General features: G+C 68.8%; 19 protein-coding genes and 4 pseudogenes. 10 read left to right on the top strand and 13 right to left on the bottom strand.

Annotated features, from left to right (window positions below):
- Window positions 1-171 precede the first annotated feature (171 nt).
- Window positions 172-411 carry a glycosyltransferase gene (locus QMK24_RS37750; RefSeq protein WP_283471432.1) on the top strand — a complete coding sequence of 80 codons (240 nt, stop codon included), beginning with the start codon at window positions 172-174 and terminating at the stop codon, window positions 409-411.
- A gap of 214 nt (window positions 412-625) precedes the next feature.
- Here the strand turns inward: QMK24_RS37750 and QMK24_RS37755 are convergent, their stop codons facing one another.
- On the bottom strand, window positions 626-1,621 hold the full coding sequence (locus tag QMK24_RS37755; RefSeq protein ID WP_283471413.1) for a sigma-70 family RNA polymerase sigma factor: 996 nt from the start codon (window positions 1,619-1,621) through the stop codon (window positions 626-628).
- A 13-nt stretch (window positions 1,622-1,634) separates the two neighbouring features.
- On the bottom strand, window positions 1,635-2,375 hold the full coding sequence (locus QMK24_RS37760; RefSeq protein ID WP_283471414.1) for an SDR family oxidoreductase: 741 nt from the start codon (window positions 2,373-2,375) through the stop codon (window positions 1,635-1,637).
- Between the two features lie 503 nt (window positions 2,376-2,878).
- On the opposite strand from QMK24_RS37760, the gene QMK24_RS37765 reads away from it, so the two are divergent.
- Window positions 2,879-3,883 (top strand): DNA polymerase Y family protein, encoded by a 1,005-nt coding sequence (locus QMK24_RS37765; RefSeq protein ID WP_283471415.1) that lies wholly within the window; start codon window positions 2,879-2,881, stop codon window positions 3,881-3,883.
- An 84-nt stretch (window positions 3,884-3,967) separates the two neighbouring features.
- Here QMK24_RS37765 and QMK24_RS37770 read toward each other — a convergent pair whose 3' ends face one another.
- On the bottom strand, window positions 3,968-4,288 hold the full coding sequence (locus tag QMK24_RS37770; protein WP_283471416.1) for a DUF8825 domain-containing protein: 321 nt from the start codon (window positions 4,286-4,288) through the stop codon (window positions 3,968-3,970).
- Between the two features lie 144 nt (window positions 4,289-4,432).
- On the opposite strand from QMK24_RS37770, the gene ku reads away from it, so the two are divergent.
- Window positions 4,433-5,407, top strand: a complete 975-nt coding sequence (gene ku, locus QMK24_RS37775) for a non-homologous end joining protein Ku (protein ID WP_283471417.1) — start codon at window positions 4,433-4,435, stop codon at window positions 5,405-5,407.
- A gap of 240 nt (window positions 5,408-5,647) precedes the next feature.
- On the opposite strand, the gene QMK24_RS37780 is transcribed toward ku, so the two are convergent.
- Window positions 5,648-5,974, bottom strand: coding sequence for a MerR family transcriptional regulator (locus QMK24_RS37780; RefSeq protein WP_283471418.1), 327 nt, complete (start codon window positions 5,972-5,974; stop codon window positions 5,648-5,650).
- A gap of 816 nt (window positions 5,975-6,790) precedes the next feature.
- Between QMK24_RS37780 and QMK24_RS37785 the strand changes: the two genes are divergently transcribed.
- Entirely contained in the window at window positions 6,791-7,186 is a 396-nt protein-coding gene (locus QMK24_RS37785; RefSeq protein ID WP_283471419.1) for a hypothetical protein, read from the top strand.
- A gap of 175 nt (window positions 7,187-7,361) precedes the next feature.
- Window positions 7,362-7,565: pseudogene (locus QMK24_RS42120) on the top strand (hypothetical protein); the annotation flags it as partial.
- 116 nt (window positions 7,566-7,681) lie between these two features.
- Here the strand turns inward: QMK24_RS42120 and QMK24_RS37790 are convergent.
- Complete coding sequence (locus QMK24_RS37790; protein WP_283471420.1) at window positions 7,682-8,335, bottom strand: type III effector protein; 654 nt, start codon at window positions 8,333-8,335, stop codon at window positions 7,682-7,684.
- A gap of 130 nt (window positions 8,336-8,465) precedes the next feature.
- On the opposite strand from QMK24_RS37790, the gene QMK24_RS37795 reads away from it, so the two are divergent.
- The 3 genes from QMK24_RS37795 (at window position 8,466) to QMK24_RS37805 (ending at window position 9,889) form a co-directional block, all read left to right on the top strand.
- Window positions 8,466-8,897 carry an Hsp20/alpha crystallin family protein gene (locus QMK24_RS37795; protein WP_283471421.1) on the top strand — a complete coding sequence of 144 codons (432 nt, stop codon included), beginning with the start codon at window positions 8,466-8,468 and terminating at the stop codon, window positions 8,895-8,897.
- A 102-nt stretch (window positions 8,898-8,999) separates the two neighbouring features.
- Window positions 9,000-9,395: a DUF2267 domain-containing protein gene (locus QMK24_RS37800; protein ID WP_283471422.1), complete on the top strand. Its 396-nt coding sequence runs from the start codon at window positions 9,000-9,002 to the stop codon at window positions 9,393-9,395.
- 56 nt (window positions 9,396-9,451) lie between these two features.
- A complete protein-coding gene (locus tag QMK24_RS37805; RefSeq protein ID WP_283471423.1) occupies window positions 9,452-9,889 on the top strand; it encodes a DUF2267 domain-containing protein in 438 nt (145 codons plus the stop codon).
- Between the two features lie 19 nt (window positions 9,890-9,908).
- Here the strand turns inward: QMK24_RS37805 and QMK24_RS37810 are convergent.
- The 4 genes and pseudogenes from QMK24_RS37810 to QMK24_RS37825 form a co-directional block, all read right to left on the bottom strand.
- Window positions 9,909-10,912 (bottom strand): annotated as a pseudogene (locus QMK24_RS37810) (IS5 family transposase).
- A gap of 376 nt (window positions 10,913-11,288) precedes the next feature.
- The gene (locus tag QMK24_RS37815; RefSeq protein WP_283471424.1) at window positions 11,289-11,888 is read right to left on the bottom strand and encodes an ATP-dependent DNA ligase; all 600 of its coding nucleotides are present in this window, start codon (window positions 11,886-11,888) and stop codon (window positions 11,289-11,291) included.
- Window positions 11,889-12,557: 669 nt separating this feature from the next.
- Complete coding sequence (locus tag QMK24_RS37820) at window positions 12,558-12,809, bottom strand: hypothetical protein (protein WP_283471425.1); 252 nt, start codon at window positions 12,807-12,809, stop codon at window positions 12,558-12,560.
- Complete coding sequence (locus tag QMK24_RS37825) at window positions 12,806-13,168, bottom strand: hypothetical protein (RefSeq protein WP_283471426.1); 363 nt, start codon at window positions 13,166-13,168, stop codon at window positions 12,806-12,808. Before QMK24_RS37825 ends, QMK24_RS37820 begins: the two co-directional genes overlap by 4 nt.
- A 312-nt stretch (window positions 13,169-13,480) precedes the next feature.
- Between QMK24_RS37825 and QMK24_RS37830 the strand changes: the two genes are divergently transcribed.
- Together QMK24_RS37830 and QMK24_RS37835 are read left to right on the top strand one after the other, a co-directional pair.
- Entirely contained in the window at window positions 13,481-13,660 is a 180-nt protein-coding gene (locus QMK24_RS37830) for a hypothetical protein (RefSeq protein ID WP_283471427.1), read from the top strand.
- A gap of 207 nt (window positions 13,661-13,867) precedes the next feature.
- Window positions 13,868-14,707, top strand: a pseudogene (locus QMK24_RS37835) (IS5 family transposase).
- 354 nt (window positions 14,708-15,061) lie between these two features.
- Here the strand turns inward: QMK24_RS37835 and QMK24_RS37840 are convergent.
- From QMK24_RS37840 to QMK24_RS37855, 4 genes and pseudogenes are all read right to left on the bottom strand, one after another.
- Entirely contained in the window at window positions 15,062-15,670 is a 609-nt protein-coding gene (locus QMK24_RS37840; protein ID WP_283471428.1) for a hypothetical protein, read from the bottom strand.
- Window positions 15,671-15,746: 76 nt separating this feature from the next.
- Window positions 15,747-16,361, bottom strand: a pseudogene (locus tag QMK24_RS42125) (IS701 family transposase); the annotation flags it as partial.
- A gap of 107 nt (window positions 16,362-16,468) precedes the next feature.
- The gene (locus tag QMK24_RS37850; RefSeq protein ID WP_283471430.1) at window positions 16,469-17,122 is read right to left on the bottom strand and encodes a response regulator; all 654 of its coding nucleotides are present in this window, start codon (window positions 17,120-17,122) and stop codon (window positions 16,469-16,471) included.
- Window positions 17,110-18,357 carry a sensor histidine kinase gene (locus QMK24_RS37855; RefSeq protein ID WP_283471431.1) on the bottom strand — a complete coding sequence of 416 codons (1,248 nt, stop codon included), beginning with the start codon at window positions 18,355-18,357 and terminating at the stop codon, window positions 17,110-17,112. Before QMK24_RS37855 ends, QMK24_RS37850 begins: the two co-directional genes overlap by 13 nt.
- Window positions 18,358-18,522: the final 165 nt, after the last annotated feature.

The following is an 18,522-nucleotide window of genomic DNA, read 5'->3' on the forward strand; positions in this document are numbered from 1 at the left end:
CGACTGGTACAACCACCATCGACCCCACGGTGAGATAGGCCACGTCCCACCCACCGCATACGAGACCACCTACTACCGACAGAACACACAAGAACCACAGGCCACAACCACAACCACAACCACAACCTAGAGTCTCTACCGAACCCGGAACGGTTCACCCTCGCCCACGGCCTGCCGACGATCCTGCTCCCGATGGGCGCCGATCAGCCGAACAACGCGAAGCGCTGCGCAGAGCTCGGTTTCGGGCTCGTGCTCGATGTAGTCACCGCAACTCCGGACCAGGTGCGCGAGACAGCGCAGGCGATGCTCGGCGACCACGCCTATCGCGCTGCCGCAGAACGCCTCCGGGACGAGATCGACACCCTGCCGGGCGTGGAAGCGACGATCCCGCTCATCGAACAGCTCCGATGAGCAATCAGACGATCCAGGCCAAATCAGCCCCGACGACACCGCCGGGTGACGGCAACCCCCGCGTCAACCGGATGTGACGCCGCAAAAGACCCTGGGTTCGCTGGGTAGGGCTGCTCGACCGGGAGCCCCCAGCCGAGCGACTGGCTACACTGCTCGCCGTCCGACACAACCGATCACGTGTTGCGACGACTCCTAGAATTCGCCGCCGTCCGGTTCAGGTCACGAGCGCGGGCGCAAGACCGAACGTCGGCACCAGGCTCGGGTCGTTGAAGAAGGTGATGCGGGCAACGCGGGCGCCGGACAGGGTGAGGACCTGCATGCCGTACGCCTCGTACCGACCGTCGCCCGCGTTGTGGTAGATGGCGAACGCGGGCTGGCCGTTGGCGCGGGTGGGCACCAGCCGCCACAGCCCCGGTCGCAGCACCCGTGCGGCCAGGAACCCCACGACAGCCGGGCGCCCGGTGAACCACGTCGGGATCGGCGGCATCTCCATGGCGACGTCGGCCCGCAGCAGGTCCACCAGAGCCGCAGCGTCGGCCCGGGTGAAGGCGTCGACGTAGCCGTCGAGCAGCGTGCGCTGGTCCTGCTCGTCCGGCTCGGCCAAGTCGTCCTGGACCGGTCCGGCCTCCGCCAGCCGGGCCCGGGCGCGGCGAAGCGCGCTGTCGACGGCCGCAGGCGTGGTGTCCAGCATCTCGGCGACCTCGGCGGTCTGGAACGCCAGCACGTCGCGCAACGTCAGCACCGCCCGCTGCCGGGCGGCGAGGAACTGCAACGCGGCGATGAAGGCGAGCCGCACACCGCTGCGCCCGGCCACGATCGCCGCCGGGTCGCCGGCGCCGAACAGGGCGTCCGGCGCCGGCTGGAGCCAGACCACCGCCGGCTCGCGGGAGGCCGCCGGCACCTGGTGATCGTCCGAGGGCGCGCCTAGTCCGGACGGCAGCGGTCGCCGGGAGCGCGTCTCCAGCGCCGTCAGGCAGGCCATCGTGGCGATCTTGTACAGCCACCGCCGTACCGAGGAGCGGCCCTCGAACCGGTCGTACCCGCGCCATGCCCGCAGGTAGGTCTCCTGCACCAGGTCCTCGGCGTCGTGGAGCGAGCCGAGGATCCGGTAGCAGTGCGCGAGCAGCTCGGGCCGGAACGGCTCGGCCAGGGCGGCGAACTCGGCGTTGGGTGGCATCGCGGTCTCTTTCGGGGGTGCGGTGGCGTCCACTCTAGGTGGCGGCTCAGTCGATCGGGCGCAGGCCGGCAGCGGTGATCCGGTACTCCGGAGCGCTGTTCGCGTCTGCGGCGACCTCCACGACGGACTTGGCGACCTGCTCCGGGGTGTGGATCGGCTGGCGGCCTTCGACGAAGGTGTCCTGGTCGACGCCCTGGCGTGCGGCGTAGCCGGCGATCGCGACCGAGCCGATGCCGGTGCCCGGGGTCATCTGCGGAAGCAGCGTGACGAACCGGATGTCCAGTCCGGCCCGCTGTGCCTCCTCGGCCGCGTACCCGCGGATGTACCGGATGGCGGCCTTGGCGCTGGCGTATCCGCCGCTGAGCGGGGAGCCGCCCAGGACGGCTCCACTGGACATCGAGACGACCATGCTGCCCGGCGCCAGCGGCTCGCGCAGCGCCGCCCGGGTCCAGGTGAAGACGTGCCGTGCGTCGGCCTGCCAGTTGCGGCTGAAGGTCTCCCAGGTCTGCTCGTGCACGGGCGCCATGTGCGGGGTGGCCCCGGCGTTGAGGACGAGCAGGCCGGGGCGGTGTTCGCGGATCACGTCCTGCGCCAGCGTTTCGTCGGTGGCGTCGCCGGCGACGGGTGTGAAGCTCGCGCCGGGTTCGTCGCCTACGGCGCGCAGCTCCTGCTCGTCGCGGGCGATGCCGATGACGGCGGTGCCCCTGGCGACGAGCGCGGCGGCGATCGCGCGCCCGAAGCCGCGGCTGGCACCGGTGACGACTGCGGTCTGGAGGGGATCGGACATCTCAGGCTCCACGATGGTGGTCGGGTTCGGTCCACATCAAGACCAGCCGCCAGAGGAATTACCGTCGCAGTAGCCGAAACCAACGGAATGAGCTGGATCACAGTCCATCGGTCATTGCGTGTTCGGCGCCGCCGGAGAGGCATAGATCCGCACGAGGACCGCGAACCTTCGCTTGACTCGCAAAGGGTGACAACAGGCTCGACCAGTGGTCATTTAGCTCGCAAAGTCGCATCGGGGCGGGCGTGCGGAGCGGGCCCCACAAAGACATTCGAACAGGATCTACAGTAGGAGCCAGGTGGGGCACCCGAGGACAGCAATAGACAGCGAGGAGAGCCACCACCATGACGACACACCCGTGCGCCTCCTACCGGCTGACGGCCGCCACCCGGGCTGATCGCAGGGCTGCCCCGAGGCTGCACCACCAGTGCTGTACGCCTGCCACCACCCCCCAGCCGAGACACTCTGAAGCGTCTGGTGAACTCCGGAAGCGCCGGGTGATCCGCATGGAACACACCTCACGCCACATCATCCACGCGCACCTCCACACTCGTGGGGCGAACCCGGAGGACTTCGAGAAGACGATGGCGATCCTGGAAGGGATCTCGCCCTGCCTGCAGGCGCTTCCGCCCGACAGCGCCGACCTCGACGTGACTGCCGCGCGGCGGTACTTCGACCGTGACGACCACTCCCTGGCCGAACTCATTCGCCTCCGAGTCCTCGCCCTGTTGGGTCTTCAGGTCACCCTGGGCTGCGGTCCCAATCGTCGGATCGCCTCCATGGCCTGTGCTGCCACACCGCCCGGCGGCATCACCGTGATCGACCCCGACCCGGCCGCCATCGAAGCGTTTCTGCGCCCGCAACCCATCAACACCCTGCCGAGTGTGGGACCGGCGACCGCGAAGGTGCTGGCACGTCACGGGCTGCAGCGCGCCGGGGACCTGGCAGACACCCCGCTGCTGACTGTCCAGCGGCTGCTCGGCGCTGCGGCCGGGCGGGCCCTGCACGAGCGTGCACACGCCGTCGACCCGCGCCCGGTCACCCCCCAGGCCGCCGCTCGCTCGCTCAGCGCCGAGCACGACTTCCCAAGAGACGAACTTCAGCCGAGCCAGCACCGCCGCGTCCTGCTGGACCTCAGCGACCAGCTCGGAACCCGCCTGCGGACCGAGGCACAAATAGCCGGGGCACTGGCCCTCAGCCTCCGCTACGCCGACCGCTCCAGTACCACCCGAACCTGCACCCTGGTCCCCACAGCCCACAGCGACGACCTACGAGGCGCCGTATACCGGATGTACGCAGCCCTGAATTTGCAGCGGGCCCGCGTCCGCTGTATCGCGCTGCGCGCCGAAGACCTTCGACCCGCCGCCACGGCAGCAGAGCAATTGACCTTGGACCAGGTCAGAGCGGACCGCATGGCCCTCGAACCGGTCATCGACCGCGCCAACGCCCGATTCGGCAGTGGCGCCGTCCGTCCGGCAACCTTGGCGCCACGTCGCCCGGCTGCGAGCTGACCGCGGACCACCGTCCGCGTCCCCGCGAACACGATGCGCCGGTATGACGTCCCCGGCCCGAGACCTTGCTCGGACGACGAGCCGCTACACCCAGCCGGGCGCGTTGACCGCCTTCTTCAGCTGGATGTGGAGATCTTTCCAGGAGCCGTTGGCCATTGCTTCCATCACCCCCGGGTGTCCCCACAGGGCCTTGAGCGCTGCCATGCGGACGGCCCGCAGTCGCTCCAATTCATCCGATTCTTCCTCGCTCCACACTTTCCGACCGGAAGCCGGTTCCTGGCCATCGGCGGGCTCTTCCGCTCGGGCGTGGTCGACGGCTTCGACGTAGGCGGCCACCGCCGCGTCTGCGTCCTGGAATGCCGCTTGGAGCGCGACCAGGTCGGCGGGAAGTTCGGCAGAGGGCATGCTCACCGCGCTATGCGCCCCCACTGACAAGCCCACCCGGCACACCGCGCGCAAGGCGGTGCGTCACTGGTTCGCTGCGGTCGCGGGTCGTCAGCTGCGGTCGTAGCGTCGGAATATGACCTGCTCAGGCGAGGGACCGAACCGATGAAACCATTGTGGAGCGGCACCGTGAGTTTTGGGTTGGTCTCCATTCCGGTGCGTTTGGGGTCGACGGTGAGCAGTCATAAGATCCCGTTCCGGCAGATGCACAAGGCCGACCACGGGCCGGTGCGGTACCGCAAGAAGTGCGAGCTGGACGACACGGTGCTGAACCCGGACGACATCGGCCGCGCGTACGAGACCCCCGACGGCACGCTGGTGGAGATCACGGACACTGAGCTGGCGAGCATGCCGCTGCCCACCGCCAAGACCATCGAGATCAGTGGCTTCCTCGACATGGCCGGCGTCCCGGGCACCCAGTACGCCACCCCGTACGTCCTGCAGCCCGGCCCCGGCGGCGACAAGCCCTACGTGCTCATGCGCCAGGCCCTGGCCCGCTCGGGCAAGGCCGCCGTCGGCAAGGTCGCCCTGCACAACAAAGAGCAGCTGGTCCTGATCTACGCCTATGAGGACGTGCTGATCGCGCACACGCTGCACTGGCCCGACGAGATGAAGCCGTCGGCCGAGGCCGCGCCCACCGGCAAGGTGGAGCTCGCCGACAAGGAGATCGAGGCCGCCATCGCGTTGATCGAGGCTCTGGGTGAGGCGGACCTGGATGCGTACGAGGACCGGTACACCGCCGCCGTGGCCGATCTGGTGCGGGCCAAGACCGAAGGTGCCGCACCCGCCACCAAGGCCGACAAGACCGCCGCCCACGCGGAGCAAGTCGTCGACCTCATGGAGGCGCTGCAGGCCAGCCTCGCCCAGGCCAAGAAGAACCCCGGCCAGGACGCCACCGTCCACGACATCACCCCGGCGAAGAAGACCGCCAAGAAGGCCGCCGCAAAGAAGACGCCCGGGAAGAAGGCCGCGGCCAGCGGCACGCCCAAAGCCAGCGGCGGAAAGAAATCGACGGAGAAGAAGTCGACGCCCAAGAAGACGCCGGCGAAGCAGGCCGCCGCGCGCAAGCGCAGCGCCTGACACCCACCCGTCAGGTGCGCAAGTCTGTCTGGCTGCGGCTTCCGGCCGGTACCGGCAGACGGTTGCCAAGCGCCCGAGCGACAGCTCCTTGAAGCGCTGGAAGCCGAGGTGCCCGAGGCGCCCAGCGCGACTGCTGTTCCCCTTACACGTGGACGGGCAGATCGCTGAAGGGCCGGCCTTGCAGCACGATGCCCGCAGGTGATGCGGTGCGCAGCAGGCTGCCGCGTGCGTTTCCTGCGCTCAGGCGGCGGGGTGGTGGGCGCGGGTGCGGAGCTGTTCTTTGAGCGCGAGAGCTTCCTCGAGCTGGCCCTGCAGCGCGACGATCCGGCAAGCGTCCTCGATCGCGGTGCCCTGGTCGACCAGCTCACGGACCCGGGCGGCGATGCGCAGTTGATAGCGGGAGTAGCGGCGGTGGCCGCCCGCGGAGCGCAGCGGGGTGATCAGGTGGGCTTCGCCGATCGCGCGGAGGAAGCCGGGGGTGGTGCCGATCATTTCGGCGGCGCGGCCGATGGTGTAGGCGGGGTAGTCGTCGTCGTTGAGTCGGGCGAAGGAGTCGTCTGCTGTCATCTCACCTCACTGTGAAACAGGTGAAGGGTTGAGGGTGACGCGTGGAGGGGCCCTGGTGCCGTAGCACCAGGGCCCCGAAGGACGGAAAACACCACCTGCCGGCCCTAGTACTGCGCCGGCCTACTGTGTCCGCACTGCCGACCGTGGTCGGGGGTGCGGGGATCGCGAATGCGTGACCGGAGACCACCTCGCTATCGATGTCCTGCGGTACCCAGGCCTCCTACTTCGCCCGGGCGATCCTGATGGCGCTCAACCCCTCCGTTCCCTCTGAATCGAATTACTGACCAAACCAGTCTTACGAGCTACTGGTACTGCGAACTGCTGATGGCCTTCACTGCACCACCGTCCGGCAGCCAGCCCCGTCGCCTGTTGTGCAACTGCTCTGGCTTAGAACCCCACTGCCGAACCTCTCGGCACGCGCGCCCGCAGCCCGACGCCTTCACCGAGAAACCACTCGTTTACTGCACTGCTGGTACTGCAACTTCATCCGGTACTGCTGTCCTGCGTGATGCGGTACTGCCGTACTGCGTTATTGCGGCGGCCCCTCCCGGGGAAGTCCGGCCCGGCAATCAACCCTGCGACCCACCAGCACCTACCGGCCGCCGGATTCCATCACCGTGCCACCTGCTCTGCGCGGCAGTTCGTGTCTGCCACGCCCTGCTTCCTTCTTGGCTACGAGAGGAACCCTACCCACACCCAGAAGCCAATGTCTACTTCGAGCGCGATAGATTTCGTGGCAACAGCCGATAGGCATCCTGTCTCCCACTCGGCAGGCGCCGGGGGCGCGAAATGGCACGGAAAGGGCAGAGGAACCGCATGAGACCCGACTACTCAGCGCCCATCCCGGAAACAGATATCTGCGATGCGTGTGCCCGCCGGCTCACCGACGGGTGCCACCTGGACGTCATCCCGGACTCCTCCGCCCTTCACTCCCGCGACCCCGCCCGCGACGGCCGGCGCCTGGTCGTCGCCTGCTCCCCCGAACACCTGGCCGCCCTGCAGGACGAGTACCGCACCCGGCCGTTCACGGCGGAGGAACTGTGGGCGGGCCAAGTCGACCGCGCGCTGGCCGGCCAGAGGAGGCTTACCCAACAGGAACTGTCGGAGGTCACCCGACTCACTGCCCTGCAGATCCAGCGCGCCCGCGCCTGGAAAGAACAACAGCAGCGCCGGCCCTACGGGCCGAACCAGCAGACCCCCGAAACTGGCTGAGCGGTGAGCGCCGTCCGGCGCGCTGCCGAGGGGTCGGCTGTTCGGTCTCCTACCGGGTACTTCCGGTGGGCACGTTGGGCGTCACCGTGCAGGCGGCGGGTCGTGACGGGCCAGCCGCGCACCGGGACGGCGTGAGGTCTGATTCACGGCGTGGTGGGCAGACCTCTGCCAGGCGTTGGCGGATGCGCGGCCACCCGGCCAACACATTGGCGATGACGGGCAAGCAGCTCAGCGGCTCGGTACGCGAGAAAGGCATTGCGGACCTCGTCACGGGCTACGGCAACGGCGCCCCGATCCGCAGCCGGCCACCCTCTCCGGCGTTTCCTACGGATTCATCCAACGTGTGCTCCTGAAAGAAGGCGTCACCATGCGCCGCCGAGGCGGCCCCAACCACCCCAAGCCCGACCAGTCCACGGCCCCTGACGGGTGCTGGGGGCGCGGGCGCGGCACGGCTGAGGCCCCTGGCGGGGCCGGGGCCGGAGTACGCCAATGTCTTCAGCTGGTGGGGGCGCAGGGGCGTTCAGAGGCGTTCTGGCGGAGTTGGTCGGTGTGGTCGGTGATGGTGTCGATGCGGTCGGCGAGGTCGTGGTGGTTGGCCTGGAGGTGGGTGCGGGCGTCGGCCAGGGGTTCCAGGAGGTGGACGGCGTCGTTGTGGGCCAGGGCGTCGGTGAGCTGGGTTTCGGCCCGGGCCGGGAGGTCGGTGAGCGCGGTGACCTGTCCGGCGAGCTGGCGCAGGTCGGCGGCGTTGTCGCGGGCCCAGGTGGTGATGGTGCGGTCGGCGGCGCGGCGGTTGCGGGTGGCTTGGACGCGCTGTTCGCCGGTGGTGCCGGGGGTTCCGGGGCGTACGCGCAGGTAGCGGCGCTCCGCGGCCTGGCGGCTGGCGACGCCGAGGGGTGGGGCGAGGTCGGCCCAGCTGGCGCCCGCATCCCGGGCGGCCTCGATCAACGCCGGCTCCCAGGCGGCGAGCTGTTCGCGCGTTTCCCGCAGGAGCAGGAGGGTGGCCAGCGCCTGCTCGGAACCGGTGCGCTCGTCCTGCGGTTCCTGTTCTTGGCGGGGAGTATGGGCGCTGTGGACCGCCTCGTTGATCTGGTGCAGGGCGGTCGCGGCGGCGAGGAGGGAGGCGGGTTCAGTGGGGTGGGGGGTTGGCATGGACGGTCCTTTCGTCGGCGTCACCCTTCTGACGACTTCGCGCTTGTCATCGTTTGGATGACATGTTACAACGGAAGCACCTTGCAGCGCATTGGCAGTTCCTGCCTGAACCAACTGGAGGTGTTTCGCGATGTTGATGCGCACTGACCCGTTCCGCGAGATGGACCGGATCGTCCAGCAGCTGACGGGAACGTCCGGGACCTGGTCGAAGCCGTCCGTCATGCCGATGGACGCCTACCGCGACGGCGACGAGTACGTCATCGCCTTCGACCTTCCCGGCGTGAGCCCCGAGGCCCTCGACATCGACGTCGAGCGCAACATGCTGACCGTCAAGGCGGAACGCCGCCCGGTCGCCAAGAACGACGTCCAGGTCGAGCTCTCCGAGCGGCCGCTGGGAGTGTTCTCCCGCCAGGTGATGCTCGCCGACACCCTGGACACCGAGCACATCCAGGCCGACTACGACGCGGGCGTCCTGACCCTGCGCATCCCGATCGCTGAACGCGCCAAGCCCCGCAAGGTCAGCATCGGCCGCGCCGACGACCGCCAGCAGATCAACAGCTGAGCCGCCCCGCCCGCGGCCTGACCGCCTGCGGAGGACGGGGCGCCCCTCTCCCGCGTTCCCGTCCCCCGCTCCGGGCACCCGCACCGAACGAAGAGGGACGCGATGGTCATGCGACAAGAAGCCTTCCTCGACACCGTCCAAGAGCGCGGCAAGTACGCCACGCTCCAGGAAGCCGACCAGGCAGCCCGAGTCGTTCTGGCGCTGCTGGGCGCACATCTGGTGGGCCAGGTCCGGGCGGAGCTGGCCGCCCGGCTGCCGGAGGCCTTCGCCCTGATCCTGCTCAACCCCCTGCAGGCCGCCGAGCCGCTGTCCGCCGAGCGGTTCGTGCGGGCTACCGCCGCCTGGATCGAAGGAGCCACGGAACAGACCGCCCTGTGGGATGTCAGCGCCGTGCTCAGCGTCACCGCCGATGCGGTCGGCCAGGACCTCACCGCCCGGATCCTGCTCCAGCTCCCCCCGGGCTACGGCCTCTTGTTCGGCCACCCCCACCACACCTGATCCCCAACCCAGCACCCCATCGGTACCCACACGCGAGAAGAGAAAGGCAACCAGCGATGGTTCACCCGGAGCCAGCACCCGCCACGACTACCCCCGGCGTGCCCTACGAGCAGATGCTGGAACAGATCAGGTACGACGGCGCCTACCCGACCCGGGAGCGAGCCGAAGAGGTTGCCCACGCCGTGTTGGCCGCTCTCGGCGCGCAGCTCACCGGCGACGAACGCGTCGACCTCGCCGCCCGCCTCCCCATCGAGGCCGCCCTCACCTTCACCGCCCAGATCCCCGCCACCCACCCCTGCACCGGCTGGGAATTCGTCCAGTACCTCGCTACCCGCACCGGCGGCACACCCGCCACCGCGCGCTGGGACACCGGCGCCGTCCTCACCACCATCGCCCACCTCACCGACCCCAGCCTCCTCAACCGGATCCTCGCCCAACTCCCCACCGGCTACGCCCTGCTGTTCGGCCGCGCCGAGCTCATCCAAGCCGCCTAGGGCGCGTATTTGGTTGTGATCAATTGGCAGTCCGGGTGAGGTCTTTGATCCAGATCATCGAGGCGCGGAGGTGGACGCCGGCGAGGTAGCTTTCCGGGGTCTTGTCGTACCGGGTTGCGACGCCTCGCCAGGCCTTGAGCTTGTTGATCAGGCGCTCGACGGTGTTCCTCTCCTTGTAGAGCTCGGCGTCGTGGCCCACGGGCCGACCGCCGCTGGAGCCCTTCCTCTTCCGGTTCGCGGCCTGGTCGGCCTTCTCCGGGATGACGGCCTTGATGCCGCGCTTGCGCAGGTGGGCGCGGTTGCCGCGGGACGAGTAGGCCTTGTCCCCGGCGACCGCGTCCGGCCTGGTGCGGGGCCGGCCGACGGGCACGCGGACCCGGATCTTCCTCAGTACGGGGATGAACTGCGGACTGTCCGCGGCCTGCCCGGCGGTCAGGATGAACGCCAACGGCCGGCATGTGCGGTCGGCGGCAAGGTGGACCTTGGTGGTCTGCCCGCCTCTGGACCGCCCGAGCAGAGCGGCCTTCAAGCGGAGTCTGCGACGACGCCGGATGCGCCGGCGCTCCTCCCGTTCAGGGTCGACTTCTACGTCCTGACCGTTTTGTTCTTCGGCGTCGCCCCCTTTGACCTGGCCTTCTCCTCCTCGGCGGCAGCTTTCTCCAGTGCGGTGAGCACGTCCTCGCCCATGTGCATCCCTGCGGCGTCGTGATGAGCCCGCGCGGTGGTGGAGTCGATGCTGACCAGCGACAGGTCCACCTCGCCGCGCTTCGCGGCCTCCGCGATCAGACCCTCCAGCAGAGCCTCGAACACGCCCGCGTCCCGCCACTGCCGGAAGCGGTTGGACACCGTCGACCAGGCGCCGAACTCCTGCGGCATCTCCCGCCACTGCCCGCCGGTCTTGAACCGCCAGATCACGCCCTCGAACTGCTGCCGCAGTTGCTCGGGATACGGGCCGAACTCGCCGATCGGCAGGTGTGGCTGAATGAACTCCCACTCACCGTCAGTCAGTTGCGCTCTCGTCACGCACGTAGATCTACCAGTCCAAGCCCTGCGAGGAGGGCGAATCCCACAGAATGATCACGACCCGATACGCGCCCTAGAGCCGACCGGACCGGAGGACCTCTGCAGGAGACCGAACGACCGAAGAACGGCAGCCTGACTTTCGAAACCACCTGGCTCCGGCTGCACTACGCCTTCTGAACCGGACCGCCGTCCGCGGGCTTCATCGCCCAGCGGATCACCTTCGTCAGGGCGTGCCCTGCCAGCCGGACCCCGGTAGCGGCCCGGACGACAGCCCCGCCCCAAGGGGGGCGGGGGCGAGCCAGACCCGTCCGGCGGAAGCTGACCGGGCGCAGTTCCTCGTGACGACGACGCCGGGCAGATATTCCTGGAATCAGCTTCAGCCGGCGGCTGGCTGGTTGCCGGATCCGAACAGCGGCGCGTCGCTGGGGGCAAGGTCGGATCGCACCCGTAGCCAGCGGACGGGATGCCTCCACCGCCCCGATGAATCCAAGGAGACGTCCGCAGCCACCTCGGCGACCAGCAGCGGCTCCACCAACTCCACGGCCAGGCTCCCTTTACTGCCCCAGCCGGCCGAGAACGACCACCCCGTCCACGGGTGCTCCCCCGCAGTCGGAGTGAGCTGATCGGCCAGGGCCCGGCTCAACTTCTGTGCCAATACCGTGCTGCGGCCGACGTACTGCAAGCGCCCGGCGGTATCGAATCGCCCCAACAGCACCGTCATGGGCCCCGACAGTGAGCCGCTGACCGCACCCACGATCGCCTCCGTGCTGGCCCGGGAGCGGTACTTCTGCCATCGGCGCTCGCCCGGCAAATGGCGCTGGGTCAGGCGCTTGAAGGTGAGCCCCTCCATACCCACCGCTGACCAGGACAGCCACTCTGCCGCGACCTGCGGATCGGCCGTCGACGGGCACAGCGCCCAGGGCGGCCCGCGCGCTGACCCGGCTTCCGCGCGGGCCTCGGTGAGCTGCTCCTCCATCTTCTCGAGGGTGGTCTCCTGGGGTCCCGGCCAGTTGGCGGGCCGATGACTCGGGCGCAATGATGCTGTCGAGGCATCGGAGACGCGACGCTCGACGAGCGCACCCTGGACTCGCGTCGTACCTTCGAGGCGTGTTCGATAACCGAAGCGGAATACGGCCGGACCTGCTCTGCCCGCTGTGCGATAGGCCGGTCTTCTACACCGGCCACATTGACACGACGGCATCCGGCGACGAGAACCGCTCCCAACGGCGCGGTGTGTACCTATGCAAAAACGTGAACTGCGAGAAGTACGAACAGATCGTGGAGCCCGGAAGCGTTAGCAGGGACGTGCGTCTGCTCCCGGTCGTTGCGGCACCATAACCCGACAGCTGCGGTGCGTGGTGGCTGCTGCCGTCTACCGGGCGGGCTGGGTAGGACGCGCCGCGACGGCTCGCCCGCGCGCCGGGCTTGTCGTCCAGGGAGTGACTTTCCAGCGGCGCGTGCCCGTGCCGGCGATTCGCTTGCCACTGAGTTGGTCATCCCTTCGCCGCAGGATCCGGAGGTCGATCATCGCGTCTCGGGCCGCTGTCGCGCCATACCTCGAAGCTACCGCCCCACTGATCGTCAGCAGCGTCCGGCACATGCGCTGGGACGGGAGGTACTCCGCCGTGGCCAAGCCAAAGGCCAGTTAGAGGTACTGGACCTGCCGGATGTACACGCATTCATGACGAGGGACCACGAGGTAGAGGAACATCCCGCCGGGAACGGGCTGCATCGCGGCACCGGGGCCGGTGTCCTGGTACGTCGTGCCGTCCAGATACTTGGCCGAGGCAGCCCGGACCAACTCGTCAGCCTTCTTCTCGACCACGGCGATGAATGCTGGCGGGGCCCCGCCGATGACGTACTCCTGTGAGGGGTCGTACTCCCACCGCCAGGTCACCCACTGACCGCCTGGTCCGCTTCGGCCTCAACGGCGGTCAGCTCCTCCATCGCGGTGCGGAATGCGGGATCGTCCTTGCCGGTTGTCGCGTGGAGCGACCTCAACGCGTGATCCCGCCGCTGGCCAAGATCGGGCCGCCGCTCGACTTCGACTTCCCGGGCCCAGAACGCCAGCCAGGTGTGGACATGGCTGATCTTGCTGTCCTGTGCCATCGCGGCGAAGGCCTCGTCTTTGTGCTTCTCCATCTCGGGGAGGCGGCTCGGGGCGACAGCGGCCAGAGCGGCGCGCAGGGCCGGGGGCGTCCGGTCCGGGCGCGGAATCCGCTCCCCGCCGTGGTGATCATGAGGCTGCGTCGTCATGCGCCGAAGAACCCCTCTGTGAGCTGATGCCCTGCTGTGTGCTCCGAGTCTACCGAGGATTGGCACATCAGAAGAGGCGCTAGCGAAACGGCGAACCTGCTGGTCAGATGGCGTGAGTGCGTGGGGTGCGGCCCTGCTGGATGGCAGCCGCCCACTCGGGTCTCGAACAACCTGCCGGCGAAGAGTACCCGCGCAGTGTCCGGCCAGGGACATCCGGCTTTGCATATCAGCGCGGTTGCCCTCTTTACCAGTGGGGGCGGAGCGTTCAGCATCAGTCGCAGGGTGTTGAAGGGCCAGGGGGCGGGAGTAGAGATGTCTGCTGGAACGGGCGGGGATTACTGGTCGGAACAGCAGCTGCCCAGTGTCCTCAAGCACAACCTGCTGGGTCGGTACATTCCCCAGTTCGGCGGGATGACCGGATCGCGCGAGGGCCGCATTGTCTATCTGGATGGCTATGCCGGCGAAGGACGCTATGAGAGGGCGTTTACATAGGTATATTCCGGAAAGCGGCTTTACTCACTGTCCTGCTTTGCCCAGGTTCAGGAAGTACACGAATTTCGTCGCCTCCTGCCGCGCAGGCCCTGCGGTCCGTTTCACTCGCTTCTGCCACTGGGATTCCGTCTGGTTTGATGATGCACCAGAACCTCCCGATGAACAGCGGAACGGCACCTTCCGGCCTTCCCGTGGCAACGCTACGGCGTGAGCAAGCGCAAGCCGTACCCGAGCGACCTGTCCGACGCCCGATGGGCCCTGATCGAGCCGACCCTGACGGCATGACGGAAAGACCGGCTCGACCGTCGCCCCACCGGACAGCCGGCGAAAGTTGAGCTCCGCGACGTGTTCAACGCGATCCTCTACGTGAACCGCACCGGAATTCCCTGGAAATACGTCCCGCACGATTTCCCGAGCCACGGCACCGTCTACGCCTACTACGCCGCGTGGCGCGACCAGGGAATCTTCACCCAGCTCAATTACGACCTCACCGCGCTGGCTCGCGTGAAGGAAGGCCGCAAGCCCGAACCCACAGGCTCCGTCATCGGCACCCAGAGCATCAAAACCTCCACCAACGTGCCACTGACCAGCCAGGGAACGGACGCCGCCAAGAAGATCGTCGGCCGGAAGCGAGGCATCCTCACCGACACGATCGGCCTGATCCCGGCCGTGACCGTCACCGCTGCCAGCCTCTCCGAAAACGCCCTGGGAATACGCCTCCTCGACCAGGCCAAAAGTACCTACCCGACCATCACCAAGAGCTGGGTCGACACCGGCTTCAAGAAAACCGTCGTGGAACACGGCGCCAACCTCGGAATCGACGTCGAAGTCGTCAACAGAAACCCCGGAGTTCGCGGCTTTCACGTCGTGAAAAGGCGCTGGGTAGTCGAGCGGAGCATCGGCTGGATTATGATGCACCGACGCCTCACCCGCGACTACGAGACCCTCACCGTCAGCTCCGAAGCCATGATCCACATCGCCTCGATCGACAACCTCGCCAAGCGCATAACGGACGAGACCACACCAACCTGGCGAGGAACCTACTAGGGCATAAGCAGCAATTCGGCTACACCAAACGCCCTCTGACAGTCGTCCCCGAGCCGCAGCGCTGAACGCGGCGATCAAATCGCGCATCACCCGCACAGCCTAGCCCTTCAGTTGTAGATCAGTGTCGCCGCTGTAGTTCGCTCGGTCCTGTTCGGCGGGGGTCGCGGGGTGCCGGGTGCGGCTGGGCGGTTCTGGTTGCGTCGGCGGTGACAGGCACGGGCGAGGGCCTGGTGGCGGCGGCGCCAGCGTGACCAGTGCAGTCCGTGCCGGATCCGCTCCCTCGGGTCGGGCTGAGGGGCCATCACCTCAAGGAGTCGGCAGACCTCGTAGGCGGTGAACGCGATCGGGGTGGTGTCAGCGAGGCTGGTGGGACTGCGGAAGTCCCCCTCTCTGCCCCGGTGGCCCCTCGGGGCGGGGAGCGGCCTGATCGCGTGCGGCGGCGGCCTGGGCGGCCAGGAACGCGGCGGCCAGCTGGGCCAGGGTGATGTGCCGGTACCAGCCGTGGAAGGAGCGCACCTCGTAGTCGGCCATCCCGGCCGACGACTTGGCCAGTTTGATCGCCTCCTCCACCCGCCAGCGCGCCCCGGGCACCAGTACCAGCTCCTCCACCTCGGTCTCCTGCGGGCCCCAGGCCAGGTAGTAGTCCCGCTTGTCGGGTTCGGTCGGGCGGCGGCGGACGATCACCCACCGCGCCCAGGAGCCCTCCCCGAACTCCGAATCGGGGTCGGGGATGCGACGCACCCACCACTGCCAGGCCCGGGAGTCCAGTTGGCTCGGGCCGGCCGCGAGCTCGACCCAGTCCTGGTCGGCTGCGACGCGTTCGACCAGGCGGGCCAGGTGTCGCCAGCCCGGGCGCGGCAGCACCGTGTGGTCGGCCGGCACATTGACGGCGTACGGCAGGCGGTGCCGCTCCAGGAAGGCACGGAAGGCCCCGTCGCGGCCATAGACCTCGTCCGCGGCCACCCACACGCGCCCGGTCGGCAGGTCGGCAGGTCGGCAGGTCGGCAGGTCGGCAGGTCGGCAGGTCGGCCAGGATCCACTCGATCATCTGCTCGGCCAGCCGGGGCTTGGTGGCGAAGCCCCGCTCATCGGGGATGTGCGCGGCCCGACAGCGCTCCCGGTCCTGGCACCACTCCCTGGGCAGGTACAGCTCCCGGTCCAGCAGCGCCTGCCCGGCCCCGGTCGCCCAGGCGGCCATCACCCCGACCTGGCAGGGGAAGACCCCGCCCAGCGTGCCGGTGAACTGCCGCGCCACCCCGGCCGAGGACCGGCCCTTCTTCGCGAACCCGGTCTCATCGACCACCAGCACCCCGCACCCCTCCGGCCCGGCCCCCACCCCGCCGTCGTCCAGCGAGGCGATGACGTAGCGGCGCACGAAGTCCCGCAACACGTCCTCGTCCCAGCAGGCCCGGCCCAGCAGGTGCTGCTGCCCCCACGGCGTCAACTCACGGCTGTGCTCCGACAGTTGCCAGCCGTTCTTACGGGACAGAGGCGCCAGCAACCCGCTGACGCAGGCCCCGGCACGGCGCCGCAGATCCGCTCGCGGGAAGACCCCGCCGACCTCCAGCAGCAGCAACTCCAGCTGGTCAGAGAACTCCTCAGCCCGCTCCAGGTCCGTGACCGGCAGCGGTACGTCCAACAACTGCGCCTGCATACCCGCCAGTTACCCACAGCGGCTGATCGACGAACTACGGCAAACTCGTTGATCTACAACTGAAGGGCTAGTACTCCAGCCGTAGATCGTGATCACGGATGGGAAGGTCAGGCCCGGGACGCTCCGAGGAACCGCAGCACGGCCAGGACGCGGCGGTGGTCCGCGTCGACCACGGGCAGGTCAAGCTTGGCGAAGATGTTGTTGATGTGCTTCGCCACGGCGCTCTCGCTGACCACCAGCGCCTGCGCGATGCCGGCATTGGAGCGCCCCTCGGCCATCAGGCCGAGCACCTCCCGTTCGCGGGGGGTCAGCCGCGCGAGGGGGTCGCTGTCGCGCCGCAGCAGCAGCAACTGGGCGACGACCTGCGGGTCCAGGGCCGTGCCCCCGTCCGCCACTCGCCGGACCGCCGCCACGAAGTCGGCGACATCGGCAACCCGCTGCTTGAGCAGGTAGCCCACACCGCTGGTGTTCGCAGACAGCAGGTCAGCCGCGTACCGCTCCTCCACGTACTGCGAAAGCAGCACCACCGGCGTCCCCGGCCAGCGCCGACGGATCTCCATCGCCGCCCGCACCCCCTCGTCGGTGAAGCCGGGCGGCATCCGGACGTCGATCAAGGCGAGTTCGGGCCGGTGCTCCGCCACTGCCGCCAACAGCCCCTCCGCGTCGCCGGCTTCCGCAGCGACCTGGAACCCGCCCATCTCCAGCACCTTGATCAGGCCGACCCGCAACAACACCGAATCCTCGGCGATCACCGCGCGCACGGCAGCTCCGCGGTGATGGTGGTGGGCCCGCCAACGGGGCTGCTGACGTGGAAGGCCCCGTCGAGGGAGCCGACCCGCTTGGCCAGCCCGGTCAGCCCCGTGCCGGCAGCGGCGTCGGCACCGCCCAGCCCGTCGTCGGTAACGCGCACTCGCAGCACCTCGCCGACCTGACGGACTATCACCTCTGCATGCATCGCGTTGGCGTGCTTCGTTGCATTGGTCAGCGCCTCAGAGATCACGAAGTACGCGACTGACTCCACGTTGGGCGCCACCCGCTCCTCCAGATTGACCCGCAGCCGCACCGGCAGGGGCGTGCGGGCAGCCAGCCCGGACAACGCCGCGTCCAGACCTCGGTCTTCGAGCACGGCCGGGTGCAGCCCCCGCACCAGGTCATTGAGTTCGGCGATCGCCTCCTTCGCCTCCAGGTGCGCTCTCGCGATCACCTCGCGGTCATCACTCGGCAGGTCCGGGCGGGTGGCAAGGGCCAGACCCAGGTTGACCGCGAGAGACACCAACCGCTGCTGGGTGCCGTCGTGCAGGTCGCGCTCGATCCGGCGGCGCTCCGCGTCGACGGCCTCGATCAAGTCGGTCCGGCTCACGGCCAGCTGATCGACCCGCTCCTGGAGCCGCTGCGCCCGGCTGGGCCCGAGCAGGCCCAACGCCAGCCGCGCCTCGGCCCGGGCTACTGCCCGCGCGGTCCAGGGCAGGGCGCACAGGAGGAGGAGTCCAGCCGCTGTGTAAGCCGGCAGCTGGGTCAGGTAGCCGAACCAGTCCTGGCGGATTCCGGTTGGCAGCGCCCATGACCAGGCGTAGGCGATGACGCCCGCCAGGCACGCCGCTGCCACCGCGAGCACCAGCAGCTCCAGCAGCGCGAGCAGCGGGCCCAGCAGGAGGTGGTAGCCGATCTTGCGCCAAGGCCGCGTCGCCGCGAGCCACCGGGCGGTCGAGGCCCACGTCCATTGTTCCGGCGCGGTGGGGGTGAGCCGGGGGACGTCCACACCGATGAGCACCCGGTAGCGAGCCCGCTGAACGGCCGTCAGCACCGGGGTTCCGAGCAGGACCAGGGCGGCCGACATGGAAACCGTAAGGAGCCAGTTCCCCGTCCTGGCGGTAGTCGCCGCCGCCCAGGCCCACACGGGCACCAGCGCCAGGTGCGGCAGCACACCAGCGGCAAGAAAGCAGGTGTCCCGCCGCGCCCGGAGGACCGTGCGTCTCAGTCCAGCTGGAATCGTCATGGCACGACGCTAGGGCACCGCAGGAGGACGGTGCCATGAGAGTGCGGTTCGCACTGTAATGCCGGGTTTGGTGTCGCTCGATGGGGTGGCGTTGGGGCGTCTCTGCCGGTCAGGCGTTCGGGGTTCGCTTGGGTGGCGGGATGAGTGGTCGCAATCCGTACCCGA

The organism is Streptomyces sp. PH10-H1 (assembly GCF_030063355.1).
Classification (GTDB): domain Bacteria; phylum Actinomycetota; class Actinomycetes; order Streptomycetales; family Streptomycetaceae; genus Actinacidiphila.

Bases quoted from the DNA above. Each gene is read 5' to 3' on its own strand.
- QMK24_RS37760 (WP_283471414.1), bottom strand. From the start codon at position 2,375: ATGTCCGATCCCCTCCAGACCGCAGTCGTCACCGGTGCCAGCCGCGGC.
- QMK24_RS37765 (WP_283471415.1), top strand. From the start codon at position 2,879: ATGGAACACACCTCACGCCACATCATCCACGCGCACCTCCACACTCGT.
- QMK24_RS37770 (WP_283471416.1), bottom strand. From the start codon at position 4,288: ATGCCCTCTGCCGAACTTCCCGCCGACCTGGTCGCGCTCCAAGCGGCA.
- ku (WP_283471417.1), top strand. From the start codon at position 4,433: ATGAAACCATTGTGGAGCGGCACCGTGAGTTTTGGGTTGGTCTCCATT.
- QMK24_RS37780 (WP_283471418.1), bottom strand. From the start codon at position 5,974: ATGACAGCAGACGACTCCTTCGCCCGACTCAACGACGACGACTACCCC.
- QMK24_RS37785 (WP_283471419.1), top strand. From the start codon at position 6,791: ATGAGACCCGACTACTCAGCGCCCATCCCGGAAACAGATATCTGCGAT.
- QMK24_RS37790 (WP_283471420.1), bottom strand. From the start codon at position 8,335: ATGCCAACCCCCCACCCCACTGAACCCGCCTCCCTCCTCGCCGCCGCG.
- QMK24_RS37795 (WP_283471421.1), top strand. From the start codon at position 8,466: ATGTTGATGCGCACTGACCCGTTCCGCGAGATGGACCGGATCGTCCAG.
- QMK24_RS37800 (WP_283471422.1), top strand. From the start codon at position 9,000: ATGGTCATGCGACAAGAAGCCTTCCTCGACACCGTCCAAGAGCGCGGC.
- QMK24_RS37805 (WP_283471423.1), top strand. From the start codon at position 9,452: ATGGTTCACCCGGAGCCAGCACCCGCCACGACTACCCCCGGCGTGCCC.
- QMK24_RS37815 (WP_283471424.1), bottom strand. From the start codon at position 11,888: ATGGAGGAGCAGCTCACCGAGGCCCGCGCGGAAGCCGGGTCAGCGCGC.
- QMK24_RS37825 (WP_283471426.1), bottom strand. From the start codon at position 13,168: ATGACGACGCAGCCTCATGATCACCACGGCGGGGAGCGGATTCCGCGC.
- QMK24_RS37830 (WP_283471427.1), top strand. From the start codon at position 13,481: ATGTCTGCTGGAACGGGCGGGGATTACTGGTCGGAACAGCAGCTGCCC.
- QMK24_RS37855 (WP_283471431.1), bottom strand. From the start codon at position 18,357: ATGACGATTCCAGCTGGACTGAGACGCACGGTCCTCCGGGCGCGGCGG.